A 14,042-nucleotide genomic window follows, 5' to 3' on the forward strand; every position below is an offset into this window, starting at 1 on the left:
ATTATTATCTGGCAAAAAGGAGGACATGGCAAATGAATCGAATACTTATCGTAGAAGATGATGAAAACTTATCATTACTTTATCAATCAGCGTTAAAAAATCAGCGCTTTGAAGTTTTTCGAGCTGAAAACGGACTTGAAGCCTTAACGATTTTAGATCAGCAATACATTGACCTAATCATTAGTGATATCATGATGCCGGATATGGATGGCTATGAGTTAGCCCAAAGTCTCCGTGAAGCAAATTATGAATTGCCAATTTTATTCATTACCGCTAAAGATTCTTTTGAGGATAAAAAGCGTGGATTTATGCTAGGTATCGATGATTACATGGTTAAACCAATCGATGTCAATGAAATGATTTTACGTGTTGAAGCGTTATTGCGACGAGCACAAATCGTCCACACGAAAGAATTGATTATTGGAAAGACCCAATTAAATCAAGAAACCTATCAAGTTAAACAAGCCAACCAAGAAATGACTTTGCCCCAAAAAGAATTTTTATTGCTGTATAAATTACTGGCTTATCCCAACAAAATTTTTACTCGTCAGCAATTGATGGATGAGATTTGGGGCCTAGACTCTGATACGGATGAACGAACGATCGACGTCCATATCAAACGACTACGGACACGCTTAGAAAGTAATCCCGATTTTTCAATTGAGACAATTCGCGGTTTAGGCTATAAGGCGGTCATCCGTTCATGAGAAAAAAATTTTTTTCCCAGTTATGGATGTATTTTGTTGGCATCACCTTCTTGATGATGGTCGTCGTACTCGGTGTATTTATCGGACTACTTTTTTTAGTCACCAATTTTGAATTACTCTCTCCCGAACGCGAAGGCCATCTTTTCCCACTGTACTTTATCCTTTTTTTAAGCCTCGTCATCGGAGCGACTTTAGCGTTCTTTGTTGGAAAACGAATCCTTCAACCAATCGGTGATCTACGGCAAGCAATGAGTAACGTAGCAAAGGGGGATTTTACGATCCAATTGCAAGAAAACCAATCATTGGAAGACGTTGAAGAATTATATCATGCCTTTAATGTAATGGTAGAAGAATTGAATAGTATCGAAACTTTACGAAATGATTTTGTTTCTACAATTTCTCATGAGTTCAAGACTCCGATCGCAACAATCAAAGGCTACGTTCAATTACTGCAAAATGAACAACTGACAGCAGAAGAACGACAAGTTTATTTAGAACGGATGTTGGATGGTACCCACCAGTTAACTTATTTAACAGACAATATTTTAAAATTAAGCAAACTTGAAAACCAAGGCAGAGGATTGGATTTTCAAGCCTTCCGTCTAGATGAACAGATCCGCGAAGTGATCCTTTTTTTACAACCTAAATGGGAGCAACGCCATTTAATCCTAGATCTAGATTTACCACGAACCATTTACAATGGAAATGAAGAATTTCTCTATCAAGTCTGGTTGAATTTGATGGACAATGCGATCAAATATAGCCATGAGGATGGAAATATTCATATCCATCTCACGCAAAAAGAACAAGGCGTAGTAGTAACGATTAGTGATGAAGGCATCGGTATGTCTGAAGAAGTCACCAATCGGATTTTTGATAAGTTTTATCAAAGCGATACCAGCCGTAAACAAAAAGGTAATGGGTTAGGATTAGCTCTAGCAAAACAGATCATCGAGCTACACCAAGGAACGATCGAAGTCAATAGTTCGCCGGATAAAGGCAGTCAATTTAAATTGTTTTTACCAAATATCCCAAAAAATTCATAATTTTTTTGTCATTTTGGCTGATTAATTCATAATAAGTTAATATTTATACTGTAAGCTATGAGTAACTTAAAGAAAGGGTGACTCATATGATGGAGAAACAAAAAGTAACGAAATCCGTATATTTTGTCGAAGAAACCCAGAATATCGAAGGCGCATACGTTGAAGTAAATACACTTTTTGTTGCAGACAATCAAGAGCAAGCGACCGAAGTCTATGAAAAGCTCGTTAAGGAAAAAAGTAAAAAATCCTTTGGGCTTTTATTGAATGAATATACAATTAATGCGGAGGGCGGCTTTTTCCGTAACTTACTTGAATCATGGAAACATTTGCCCGCTGAATTTTATCGAAAAATGCAAGTTTTGACCTACCGTCCGATTGCGGAATATCAAAACTAATTTAGAACGAAATTTTTTTCGTCAAAAAAAGCGAGGCACTCAGCTAGAGTACTTCGCTTTTTTTAAATCATCGATAATAAAAAGACTGCGGCTAAACCAGTAATGACAGAAATCGCCATTGAACGAGTTTTGTACGCAACGCCTGCAACTAAAAACATCGCAATGATCCGTACATTACCAACGATGTCTAATTGATTGTTGCTGATAAAAACATCTTTGAAAACCAATGCCGCAAATAATGAGATCGGCACATATTTCATCCAATCGCTAAACCATTGTGGTACTTGGCGTTGGGAGAAATAGAGCATCGGAAACAATCGCGGTAAATAGGACGCTCCGAACAAACAAAGAATCAGTAACAGCAAAGAAGAATCATTCATGATGAACCTCCCCACCAGTCAGATCGTAATGATCCGGCCCGTCATTATCGGTATCGACAGTTTTTCGGCTGCGTTCAACTAGATAACCAGCAAAAGAAGCAAGTAATGTTGCCAAGATCAACCCAAAGGTATTTTTAAATAGCAACATAAAGACGATCGCTAAGCCACCAGAAAATAAGCCTGTGATTAACAACAAGCCATTATTCAATTGCATCATGAACATAAAAATAAACATTGCCGTCAACGCAAAATGAACCAATTCGGTATCCACATGGATAACTGAACCAAATAAAGTTCCGACAATCGTACTTCCTGTCCAAGAAAGCATCGAAAACCAATTGACGTATAATGCTTTTTTACGATTCCACTCAGGATCAGTAGAGTATTTTAAATAATTTACTGCATAATTTTCATCATTCATCGACTGCGAAAACAGTGCAATAAATGAGCGTTTTTCATTTTTGAAAAATTGTGACAAACTAGAGCCTAGTAAAGCATAGCGCAGCTCCAAGAAAAAAACCATTAAGATTGTGGACACAAATGATGCATGAACACTTATCATCGAGACTACTAAAAATTGGGCGCCTCCAGAGAAAACAAGCATCGACAGTAAAGCCGTTAATAAAATGTTAAATCCCGCTTTTTGTAGCAACATGCCACAAGCCAAGCCGACCGGAATATAACTCAAACACAGCGGCATCGCCGCATATAACGCCTCTAACCATGGTGTCCTTTTTTTTACAGGCATGGTATGTTCTCAATTCCCTTCACGTTCACAGGATAAAAAGCATTTTCATTCTAACACATTCTGGATAAAAAGATACAACTCCCTAAATAACTTTTTTTTATCAAAAAAAAAACTCTATTATTCGTAAACTAAATTAATAAACCACAAAAAAACAAATAAGCAGGCAGATAAAACATTGATTACGAATTATTTTTATATATTATTTAAAATCATTTGTTTTTATTTTTTAGAAAAAGGAAAGTCTTAAAATTTTCTTATGAAAACCTCATCTACCTTAGCTGTTCGTACTTTTTTTCAGACTAATTTAACGGCTGCACTTTATTTATTCCGAAAAAAATAGACTTGTAAGTTGTTTAGCCATTTTCTGAAAAAATGTGGTACTATATTCAACGAAAAGAGTTGAATGATAGATGAACAATAGTTTCCACGAGAATCGTACAGTAGGGCTGCTACTGACTTTTATTGGAGGAATGATGGACAGTTATACCTATATCCGTTATGAAGCATTTGCTTCTGCGCAGACAGGGAATTTAATTTTGGCCATTATCCAAGCGTATGAGCGACAATGGAACATGGTTGGGAAAAAATTGCTTTCCACCCTCTTTTTCTTTGTCGGGATTCTTTTAGCCAAGTTTATGATCGATTATTTTAGGAAAAAAGAACTGCATTTCTGGCGTTTATTTTTACTTTATTTTGAAGCAGTCGTCTTTTTCGTGATTAGTCTACACTTTTTAGATCCTTATCCAGCGATCGTTACGATCATGATTGCTTTTACTGCCTCGATTCAATGGGTATCTTTTGATAAAATCAATGGCTTAACCTACACGAATTTATTTACGACCGGAAATCTAAAAGGGGTAGCAACGAATCTTTATGATTACCTTAGTACGAAAGATCAAGCAGCAAGAACACGTTTTGTCCACTTTTTATTAGTTGTACTGGCTTTTATTGCCGGTGCGATCGTTTCAGTCTTTTTCTATCGCTTGATTGGAACTAAAGCTTTATGGATCATCTCAGGATTATTCTTATTGATGGCTGTATCTGAAACTTTCTTAGTTTGGCAATTTCAACGGAACGTTTTTAAACTTGAAAAAAAATAACTCTTCAGCGAAATACGCTGAAGAGTTTTTTTATGGCTGAATGGCTATATCAATGGCTCCATTGCTCGTCCGGACCGTTAATTCTTTCGAACCTGTTGCTCGTTTGACTAGATTGTTTTTGGCATTGCTTGTCTTAGCATCGATGGCGAAGTCATTTTGATTTCCGATCATTATTCCTGTGACTTTTGCATTACTCGTTTCAAGTGCTAATGACTCCTTAGGTTGAATGTTAGCTAGATGAATGGCTCCATTCGTCGTCTCAAATTCGCCCGTCTTGAATAGTAGATTTTTTAAAGTGATTTTACTGTTGCTCGTCTCAAATGATCCTTCATTAAAAGTCAGATTGGTTAATTCTAAGTGACCATTACTTGTTTGAGTTTCGATCTCATCTGCCTTTGTATCTAAGACAGAAACTTCACTATTACTCGTTTCTAATTCTAGAGTAGCTAATGAAACATTTTTCACCGATACTTGAGCATTTGATGTTTCGACCTGTAGATCTTTTAACTGCTCTTGCGGCACTTGAATCGTTACTTGCGCATGATCATTGCCCAAGCCAAAGAAATTTGGGCTCCACCAATTGCTACGGTTACGCACGAATTTTAGTGTTTGATCTTTTTGCTGAATCTTATAGTCTGTATTACGCGTTTTCGAATAATGAATCTGAACTTGTTTTGCGTTAGTTCCGATCACTTGAATCGGTGTATTCCGATCATCTACAATCAATGTATCAATTTTATTTTTAGTGACATACTCTGTTTGCCTGACTTGATTATGAAAAATCAGACTGCTGATACTAACCAGTGCTGCACCAACCAAAATGCCCCCTACGATGATTTTTTTCATCTTCTGCTCCTTGTCTGAATTCTTTTTCTTTATCATAAAGGATTCCACAACCGTTTTCATTGGACTTGCGGCTGATTCTGGTTATTTATCTCGATAAAATCCGGCCTTTACCTCAATGAATTCTTGGAATAACTGAAATATTTGAAACAGCATCGCCCGATTCTCAAAAGCTTGGCGGTTTTCTGGCAACTCTTTTTCTTGATAGCGTTGATCCAACTCCGTAATTTTGAGTAAAATTTCTGAACCATCATTCTTTTCGGATAAAGTTTCAGCGGTAAATTCCAAAAGTTCCTGTAATTCTATGACATCTTCTGGTTCGGCTGTTAGACGATGCAAAATCTGTAGCATTGCTGTCAAAATTTTTAATTGTAACCGTCGCATCGCAAAATATTCAAAATAATAACCGTTACTAGAGAAAAAATGATTCTCCTCAAATTCCTGTGCTCGTTTTTGGGCTTCTTTGACAAATGCCAATAAGGCTAAACATTCTTGACGTAAATCTTCTTCTTTTTTTGACTGATTCAAATGCAGCGCCATGTCTTTCAACATTTTCTTCATAGCTACTTCGACGACCATTTGGTCAGCTTGTAATTTTTTTTCAGTATTCGGCATATAAAGATTTGCTAATAGCGCACAACCTACGCCGATAGACATTAAGAGATATTCGTTAATGATCAAGCGAACCGACATCTCTTGCGCTACTAAATAATGAGTGATCAACACGGAACTGACCGGTATCCCTTCGCCAAGCTTTAATGCCAATGAGGCTGGAATAAATATAAATAAGTACAAACCAAAAACCAGTGGATGGTAACCTAACAGTAAAAAGCAGCACCCCGCGATACCCGTAGCAAGGGTCAATGAAAAAAAGCGATTGATTGCCGTTTTGACAGTTGAGCGCTTCGTATTCGTTACCGTAAGAAGCGTGATGATTGCAGCCGATGCAGCCGACTCCAAACCCAAACCGTTCGCTAATAACAAAGCAATCGGCGCAGCAATCGCGGTTTTAAATGTTCGTAGGCCAAATTTCATGCTATCCCTCCTTCACTAGAAGCTTACACTACTTTTTGAAAAAAGTCGCAACTGACTAAAATATCTTGTATAGTAAATAAGTCGAAGTGATCCTAGTAAATTTTAATGATTATTTTATACGCTAAAAGGAGTGGAAACTGTGGAAAGCTGGATTTTTTTAGGTGTGATTCTCTTGATTGCCTTTGTCGCAAAGAATCAAAGTTTATTGATTGCAACACTTGCCGTCCTATTTTTAAAATTATTACCCCATTCAGATAAAATTTTGACTACCTTAAATCAACGGGGAATCAATTGGGGTGTGACCTTGATTTCAGCAACGATCTTAGTCCCAATTGCAACGGGCGATATCGTATTAAAAGATTTATTAGATACATTGAAATCACCGCTTGGCTGGGTCGCTACTATTTGTGGTGTCTTAGTTGCTGTCCTCTCATCAAAAGGTGTCGGCTTGATCAATCAATCGCCGGAAGTAACAGTCGCCTTAGTTTTTGGAACGATTATGGGCGTTGTTTTCTTAAAAGGCATCGCTGCGGGTCCCGTGATTGCTGCTGGAATGACTTATTGCATCATGCAAGTCGTTCAAATCGTAATGAACCGTTAATTTTAAACACTCGGCTTTTTCTTTTTTTAAAAGAGTCGAGTGTTTATTTGTTTCTCATAAAATTCTCTTGTAAGATAGAAAATAAGGACCGATTCAATAAATACAAGAATCACTTTAAAAAATATTGAAAATAGCACAAGATCTTATTTTATAAGAACTAGGAGGTGCAGTGATGACTGAACAAACGAAGACCGCTCGTTTACGGCAAATCATAAAAATTCTCAATCACTACAGTGTCGTTAAAAATATTACTCTCCAACAAAATCCTATAGAGGTTCGCCAAGCATTTGAAGAACTTGGTCCGACCTTTATCAAAGTTGGACAGATGATGTCGGTTCGAACTGACCTGTTTACTGTGGATTTCACACGTGAGCTACGCAAACTGCAAGATCAGGTTAAAACAGATGACTTTACTGCGGTTAAAAAAGCCGTCGAACAAGAGTTGGATGTGCCTTTAACTGATATTTTTACTCAATTTGATGAAAATCCTTTTGCTTCGGCCTCAATTGCTCAAGTCCATCATGCTCAATTAAAAAATGACAAAAAAGTCGTCGTCAAAGTCCAGCATCCGGGTATTGATTCTGAAATTGAGCTAGATCTAGCACTATTTGAAAAGGCACTTCCGCTCGTCAATTGGGTCCCTCAAAGCAGTGTGATCGATTTAAAAAGTTTAGTTAGAGAAATTCGTAATTCTTTACAAAATGAATTGGATTTTCAAAAAGAGATCGTTTTTGCTGAAGAATTTTATCGATTAAATAATGGTTGGAAAGAAATTCGTGTTCCTAAAATGGAACCGGCATACTCCACTAAAAAAATCATCGTGATGGAATGGATGCCGGGCAATAGTTTAGAAACATTGATTCAAGCCCCAGAAGAACCGATACTCCAGGCTGGATTGACTAATAGTGAACTAAAGAAAACCATCAGTGAATTACTGGTCGAGCATTTTATGAAAGAAGTATTTGAAGATGGGTTTTTCCATGCAGATCCTCATCCAGGAAATATCTTATTTCAATTGCTTGATGAAGCTGAAAATCAGGCAGATCAGCCTCTAAAATCAAAAAAATTGGTCAGAAAGCTCGGCAAGCAGACTTATCACCTTTCTTATTCTTATCATCAAAAGCTCCAGCCCTTTCGTTTGAATTTTATTGATTTCGGTATGATGGGAACGATCAGCCCGGAAATGCAGACCAAGATGGGCAATACAATCATTGCCCTTTACAGTAAAGACAATCAGCGGATCACCAATGCTGTTCGATCTATTTGTAAAACTAAGGGTAGTTTTGATGAAGAAAAATTTACGAGCGAATTAGATGAGTTTTTAAATCGTTACTTAAATCTACCAATTAAAGAAATCGATTTACAAAAATTATTCTCACAAGTCGTCACGATTTGTCATGACAACAATCTGCAAATCGATGATTCAGTAACGATGCTGATTAAAGCTTTTGGCACGTTAGAAGGTGTGATCGAAGACTTGAACCCGGATCTATCCTTATTTGAAGTCGTTGCACCTTTTGCTCAAAAATTTTTTATCAAACAATTACACCTCAAAGATGAATTACAGGAAATGGGTTTAGACTATTTATCCAGTTTGAAAGCTTTGCCTAAGCTTCCGAGTCATACCCTGACTGTCCTAGATACATTTTCAAAAGGCAAAGGAAAATTAAATCTTGAAGTTAAAAATCAAAAAGCCCTTTTAGAACGTGCTGAAGCGATGGTCAATCGCTTAGTGATTGGTCTAATTTTATCGGCGCTAGTGATTGGTTCTTCCCTATTGGTCCAGACCTCACCTAGTGGGCACACGCTGATTTCTAATCTTGGCATTTTCGGCTATTCGATTGCTGCACTATCTATCCTCTTCCTGATCTCAGAAAGTTTTTATCGGCGCTATCGAAAATGGAAAGACCGATGAAGACTGAAACTGATACAAAAGTAGCTCATGCTTTTGTATCAGTTTTTTTTATGCAATTGTTCGAATGTGATTTTTTTATTTTTTCGGCTCAACTACAAAGAAACCGGTTTTTTAGTCCGTTTACCTGAATGAGATTTATTTTTTTGAATATAATAGAGCATTTTTTTTTACAAAAACGCTTGAAAATTATACTATTTTAATATAGACAAAGAAAAAATATTTATGTGAGGAGGTACTTTATGAATAAGGCGATTAAAACCATCTTGATTATTTGTTCATTGGTTTTACTTTCCATTTTTCTATCGGTAGCAGCAATCTATTACTTTATTGTTCCTAATAATCCATTAGATCTTAGCTCGCTTCAGCGTTTCGTTTTGACCAATGAGTATGCACAAAATTATTTATTCTGGGTCGGCGCTGTATTAGCTATTTTGATGGTGATTGTGATTTTAGTCATTATTTTTTATCCGAAGAGAGTAACAACCTTTACACTAAATGAAAAGCGTGGAAAGCTAACTTTGGATAAACGTGCGATCGAAGGCTATGTCCGTTCAAGCATCAAGGAAGAGAACTTTATGGATAACCCGAAAGTGAAAGTAACTGCCACAAAAAACAAAATCGATGTCGATGTCCACGGACGTTTGAAAAAGACTTCTGATTTAGTCGGTCGAACAGATCGTTGGGCAAAAAATGTTGAATCCGATCTTCATCATTTGATCGGAACAAGTGAAAAAATCATGATCAAAGTAAAATTCAAAGATCTTGAACCAAAACCAACTACAACAAATACACGCACGCCGGCAGAGCCGCGAGTAGAATAGGAGGAACAGCGATGCAAGACTTCTTTACACGAGAAAAGCTACCTGTGATCTTCGGTATTCTCGGTTTTATCTTAGCTGTGCTATTCTTTACGATCGGCTTCTTTAAAACGATTTTACTGATTGTGATCACGGCCATTGGGATAGGCGTTGGAATCTATCTAAAAAACAATCATATTTTAGACGATTATTTGAAAAAATAGTCACCACTTACATTCGGAAAACTTTTTCCTTAAAGGAAAAGTTGAAGCTTTATAAAGTCTAGGAGGAAGAAATTATGGATAATACAACAATCAAATCAACAGAAAACACAGATGTAAAAGATGTTAAGGGCGAATTGACGTATGAAGACAAAGTCGTTCAAAAAATTATCGGGATTGCATTAGAAAATATTCAAGGTTTATTGACTGTCGACGGTGGTTTCTTCTCTAATGTGAAAGACAAATTGGTGAACAGTGACGATGTTACTTCGGGTATTAATACTGAAGTTGGCAAAAAACAAGTGGCCGTTGATATGGATGTTGTCGTAGAATACGGCAGAGATATTCGAGATATTTATGAACAAATGAAAAAATTGATTTCTGAACAAGTCAATAAAATGACGCATTTAGACGTGATCGAAGTCAACGTGAACGTAACGGATATCAAAACACGCGAAGAATATGAATCTGATAGTGAAACTGTTCAAGATAAAGTAACTAGTGCAGCCCAAACAACCGGCCAATTTGCTTCAAAACAAACAAATCGTGCCAAAAATGCAATCAGCAATCAATCAGATAAAATCAGTGACAACTTAGAATCAGAACCACGTGTTGAATAAAAATATACTTAGACTATCTGCTTTTGCAGGTAGTCTTTTTTTGTAAAAAAAGCCCACTACGTAGAATACGCAATGGGCTTTTCCATTTTAATTTCTATAGACGATTGATCACTTCATCGACATTTTTGATCGTTACAGAAATCGTTCCATCAGGATTATTGATAAACTCGATCAACTCGGGGTTGCGATAAACTTCTAATGGGACGATTAATTCGATTCCATTAGATAATTTTAATTTTTGTTTACCATATTTCTTCTCAGTTACTTCACGGACTTCTCTCAATAGAGGAGCCTGATCGACATAACCTTTCTCAATCACCTCTTCTTGAAAGGCCATTTGAGCAGAAATATTATCTTTAAAGACTTTTTGTGCTACGACTTTGGCATCAATTTGTCCGCTTTCTTCCACGACATCATAGACCGCTTCTTTCACATCTGCAATCACATCATGTTTTTGATTCTCAAATTTAGCACCGATTTTTTCAGCGACTTTTTTGATTACTCGGACATTTTCTTCTAATGAGGGTGCCGGTTGACTTTCAATTACTTGGGTTGAAAAATACAAGCGTTTATCACCTGAGAAGGGATATTTTTTTTCGATCAATTCATAGCGTAAATTTCCTAGATTGACAACAATGCCTTCATCAGCTTTTTGCGATTTATTTGACAGCAGTGCTCGATGGATAATCAACTCATTTTTTAAGCCACTTTCATCCGAGTCGACGATATGTGTATAACCTTCGTGGTAATTGACTTTCAAAAAGGCTAAATACAGCTGAGTGTCTTCTTCGTACAATACGACAAAAGCATCCGCACTAGGCGCCTCTTCGCTTTCTTTATAGGCTTGATACCAACGGTTAACAATTTTTTCACTAGCAGCTAAAAAATCATGCTCGGCCTGTTGACTCAAAAAGGCAAACGTAGAATCTTCGGTCAATGTGCCCGTCTTCGTTTGAGCAGAAGACAATTTCTGGAGTTTCTTTGTCAGATATTCCCGAATATATTCTTTGGTTAAATCTAATTCACTTTGGCTGTAGATAGGATCACCTGATTCACGATCTACAATATGCAGTGCTGCTTTTTTTAAATAAATATCCATGTGTTCCCTGCTTTCTAAAAATTCGATCTTGTTTATCATACACAGGAAACACCGGATTTCGCAACTATTCTTTCACAACCAATTTTCCATCATTCATTTGATAGATCTTATCGCTCCATTGAGTCATTCGCTCATCATGCGTTACCATGACGATGGCTTTGTTGCGTTCATGAGCTTCTTTAGCTAATAATTTCACTACGTCGTATGCGTGATCTGAATCAAGACTAGCCGTCGGTTCATCGGCTAAAATCAATTTAGGATCATTGAACAAAGAGCGTGCGATCGCTACACGCTGACGTTCTCCCCCTGATAAGGCTTTAGGATATTGTTCTCGTAATTCCCAAATATCCAACGATTTTAATAGTTCTTCGATTTTTTCAGGATTTTTTTGTTTCTCAATTTTTTCCACAAATTGAAATTGCTCTTGGACTTTCAAAAAAGGAATCAAATTAGATGCTTGAAGAATAAAGCCTATTTCTTTAAATCGGGCTTTTGAGCGCTCTTTTTCGTTCATTTGACTAAAGTCAGCACTATTGATCGTAATGTTTCCTGCCGTCGGAGTCTGTAACCCACCAGCAATCGTTAAAAAAGTACTTTTCCCAGAACCCGAAGGACCGATCACGCTAACAAACTCACCTTCTGCCACTTTAAAATCAACTTCTTTCAAAGCTGTGACTTCCGTATGACCTTGACCAAATTTTTTGACTACTTTTTCCATTTTTAAGACATCTTTTGTCATGTTATTCTCCTCCAATCGCAGTGACAGGATCGACTTTTGTGACGGTTCGCATTGAGAATAAGCCACCGATCATCGCAACGAAAACTAAAATCACTGCGTATAATGCCCACTCCGTCCAATGAACTGCAAATGGCATAGCACTTGGCAATGCCAAACTAGTCAACACACTCAAACCGATTGCTACAACAACACCAATGATCCCTACCAAAAAGGCTTGCGCTAAAATCGAGCGAACTAAATAACTAGTTGCAACGCCTTGCGCTTTCATCACTCCAAAAATTGCTGTCTTTTGAAGTGTGATCACGTACATGAAGATTCCAATGATTGCTGCAACAACTACGAATAAGAAATAAATCATCGTATTCAGCGTTAATTTTTCTGGTTTATAGCCCGGAATGCTTTCAATAAACGTATCGGACGTCATTTTTTGTAATTTCGTTTGACTTGCTTTATTTGTGACGGTAGTTTTGCCTTTTGTGGCAATAACATTGATAGGATCACTTTCTGTTGGTTGAACTCCGTATTTCACGGTTTTAAAAGCTGGAGAACTAAGATAGACGACCGGCGCAATCGAGTACGTAGTTGCCTTTGTGACGCCCACGATTTTAAAAGATTGATCGTTGACTTTAAAGTCTTGGTTTAATTTGTACCCGTCTTCTAATAGATTCTCCGAAACGATTGCTTCGTGATCATTTTTGTATAACTTTCCTTCAATTACTTTAGGGACGACAAAAGATTGGTTATCCGTTCCAAAAATCGAAACATTGGTTTTCTCACTGCCGCTTTTTTTCTCGATCGCTGTCGAATAGATTCCTATACCTGCTTTTTCTTTAGCCGATACTTGTTCCAAGTCACTAAGATGCAGTTGGGAGGCATTGGCAATTTTATTGCTGTCTTCTGATAAAATAATAGTAGTAGCTTGCCAATCATCAATTGCTTGTCGATTTCCGTCCGCTAATCCATTGGCTAAACCAGACAGCATAAACACAACATAAGCGACTAAAAGCATAATTCCAGCAATCAGCCCGTATCTTAATTTCGCATAACGAATTTCTTTCCATGCTAAAAACATTTAAATCACCCTTTCTGAAAACATCATACCTCATCGGTGACACTTTGTCACCGTTTTTGTTTTTATGTTATACTGGAGATATGAAAAACACGAGGTGAGCCCATGCCAAAAAAAACTTTTTTAAATTTACCTACCTCCCGCCAAGCAGAGATCCGTGATCTTTTATTAACTATTTTTTTTGAAAAACCCGTTAGCCAAGTGAAAGTCAGTGAGATTGTCGACGCGTTGCAAATGTCGCGCGGAATCTTTTATAAATATTTTGAAGATTTGAACGATGCCTATGATTATTTGATCCATTTTTATGCCGGACAAATCCATGGCGAGATCATTCAACACATGTTAGAACAAGAAAATGATTTTTTTCAAGGTATTGAAAATTTTTTAGTCCTTTATGTCAATCTTGACCATGCTTCTGTTCGTTACCGCCAGTTAGCCTTGTTGACCCAAAATACGTATTTATTTTCATACCGTCCAGAGACGACGCGCGGATTGGATACTTGGCACAATATGTTGGAGAAGAATCAGTTGGAGATGCCTACGCATGAAGAACAAATCAGTTTTTTATATTTTTCCATGAAGCTCGTGATCGATTCTTTGACTGATATGATTGCCAATCAATGGGATAAAGAAACCTTGCTCCAAGATTTTCGCTTCAAAAAACAATGGTTGATCAACGGCATTAAAAAAAGCTGAAGCAATGCTTCAGCTTTTTTTGTTTATCCAA

17 protein-coding genes are annotated in these 14,042 nt (G+C 37.1%); 10 read left to right on the forward strand and 7 right to left on the reverse strand.

Going from position 1 to position 14,042, the window contains the following annotated elements; genetic code table 11:
- Positions 1-32 precede the first annotated feature (32 nt).
- From RV04_RS01260 to RV04_RS01270, 3 genes are all read left to right on the forward strand, one after another.
- Positions 33-707: a response regulator transcription factor gene (locus RV04_RS01260; protein WP_071856656.1), complete on the forward strand. Its 675-nt coding sequence runs from the start codon at positions 33-35 to the stop codon at positions 705-707.
- Positions 704-1,753: a sensor histidine kinase gene (locus RV04_RS01265; protein ID WP_071856657.1), complete on the forward strand. Its 1,050-nt coding sequence runs from the start codon at positions 704-706 to the stop codon at positions 1,751-1,753. Before RV04_RS01260 ends, RV04_RS01265 begins: the two co-directional genes overlap by 4 nt.
- 86 nt (positions 1,754-1,839) lie before the next feature.
- A complete protein-coding gene (locus RV04_RS01270; RefSeq protein ID WP_071856658.1) occupies positions 1,840-2,148 on the forward strand; it encodes a hypothetical protein in 309 nt (102 codons plus the stop codon).
- Between the two features lie 62 nt (positions 2,149-2,210).
- On the opposite strand, the gene RV04_RS01275 is transcribed toward RV04_RS01270, so the two are convergent.
- Positions 2,211-2,528 (reverse strand): AzlD domain-containing protein, encoded by a 318-nt coding sequence (locus RV04_RS01275; RefSeq protein ID WP_071856659.1) that lies wholly within the window; start codon positions 2,526-2,528, stop codon positions 2,211-2,213.
- On the reverse strand, positions 2,521-3,276 hold the full coding sequence (locus RV04_RS01280) for an AzlC family ABC transporter permease (protein ID WP_071856660.1): 756 nt from the start codon (positions 3,274-3,276) through the stop codon (positions 2,521-2,523). Before RV04_RS01280 ends, RV04_RS01275 begins: the two co-directional genes overlap by 8 nt.
- 410 nt (positions 3,277-3,686) lie before the next feature.
- Here RV04_RS01280 and RV04_RS01285 point away from each other — a divergent pair, with 410 nt between their 5' ends.
- Positions 3,687-4,376, forward strand: a complete 690-nt coding sequence (locus tag RV04_RS01285; RefSeq protein WP_071856661.1) for a YoaK family protein — start codon at positions 3,687-3,689, stop codon at positions 4,374-4,376.
- 30 nt (positions 4,377-4,406) lie between these two features.
- Here RV04_RS01285 and RV04_RS01290 read toward each other — a convergent pair whose 3' ends face one another.
- Entirely contained in the window at positions 4,407-5,222 is an 816-nt protein-coding gene (locus tag RV04_RS01290; protein ID WP_071856662.1) for a DUF4097 family beta strand repeat-containing protein, read from the reverse strand.
- 81 nt (positions 5,223-5,303) lie between these two features.
- Positions 5,304-6,254, reverse strand: a complete 951-nt coding sequence (locus RV04_RS01295) for an aromatic acid exporter family protein (protein ID WP_071856663.1) — start codon at positions 6,252-6,254, stop codon at positions 5,304-5,306.
- 139 nt (positions 6,255-6,393) lie between these two features.
- Here RV04_RS01295 and RV04_RS01300 point away from each other — a divergent pair, with 139 nt between their 5' ends.
- The 5 genes from RV04_RS01300 (at position 6,394) to RV04_RS01320 (ending at position 10,408) form a co-directional block, all read left to right on the forward strand.
- Positions 6,394-6,855 carry a DUF441 domain-containing protein gene (locus RV04_RS01300; protein WP_071856664.1) on the forward strand — a complete coding sequence of 154 codons (462 nt, stop codon included), beginning with the start codon at positions 6,394-6,396 and terminating at the stop codon, positions 6,853-6,855.
- Between the two features lie 172 nt (positions 6,856-7,027).
- Positions 7,028-8,770 carry an ABC1 kinase family protein gene (locus RV04_RS01305; protein WP_071856665.1) on the forward strand — a complete coding sequence of 581 codons (1,743 nt, stop codon included), beginning with the start codon at positions 7,028-7,030 and terminating at the stop codon, positions 8,768-8,770.
- A 239-nt stretch (positions 8,771-9,009) separates the two neighbouring features.
- Positions 9,010-9,591 carry an alkaline shock response membrane anchor protein AmaP gene (amaP, locus tag RV04_RS01310; protein WP_071856666.1) on the forward strand — a complete coding sequence of 194 codons (582 nt, stop codon included), beginning with the start codon at positions 9,010-9,012 and terminating at the stop codon, positions 9,589-9,591.
- An 11-nt stretch (positions 9,592-9,602) separates the two neighbouring features.
- Entirely contained in the window at positions 9,603-9,791 is a 189-nt protein-coding gene (locus RV04_RS01315; protein WP_071856667.1) for a DUF2273 domain-containing protein, read from the forward strand.
- 74 nt (positions 9,792-9,865) lie between these two features.
- A complete protein-coding gene (locus RV04_RS01320; RefSeq protein WP_071856668.1) occupies positions 9,866-10,408 on the forward strand; it encodes an Asp23/Gls24 family envelope stress response protein in 543 nt (180 codons plus the stop codon).
- 94 nt (positions 10,409-10,502) lie between these two features.
- Here RV04_RS01320 and RV04_RS01325 read toward each other — a convergent pair whose 3' ends face one another.
- From RV04_RS01325 to RV04_RS01335, 3 genes are all read right to left on the reverse strand, one after another.
- Positions 10,503-11,507 (reverse strand): nucleoid-associated protein, encoded by a 1,005-nt coding sequence (locus RV04_RS01325; protein ID WP_071856669.1) that lies wholly within the window; start codon positions 11,505-11,507, stop codon positions 10,503-10,505.
- Positions 11,508-11,571: 64 nt separating this feature from the next.
- Positions 11,572-12,246, reverse strand: a complete 675-nt coding sequence (locus RV04_RS01330; protein ID WP_071856670.1) for an ABC transporter ATP-binding protein — start codon at positions 12,244-12,246, stop codon at positions 11,572-11,574.
- Between the two features lies 1 nt (position 12,247).
- A complete protein-coding gene (locus tag RV04_RS01335; RefSeq protein ID WP_071856671.1) occupies positions 12,248-13,318 on the reverse strand; it encodes an ABC transporter permease in 1,071 nt (356 codons plus the stop codon).
- A gap of 102 nt (positions 13,319-13,420) precedes the next feature.
- On the opposite strand from RV04_RS01335, the gene RV04_RS01340 reads away from it, so the two are divergent.
- Positions 13,421-14,011, forward strand: coding sequence for a TetR/AcrR family transcriptional regulator (locus RV04_RS01340; protein WP_071856672.1), 591 nt, complete (start codon positions 13,421-13,423; stop codon positions 14,009-14,011).
- Positions 14,012-14,042: the final 31 nt, after the last annotated feature.

Origin of the sequence: Enterococcus hermanniensis, from assembly GCF_001885945.1 — a bacterium.
GTDB lineage: Bacteria > Bacillota > Bacilli > Lactobacillales > Enterococcaceae > Enterococcus_A > Enterococcus_A hermanniensis.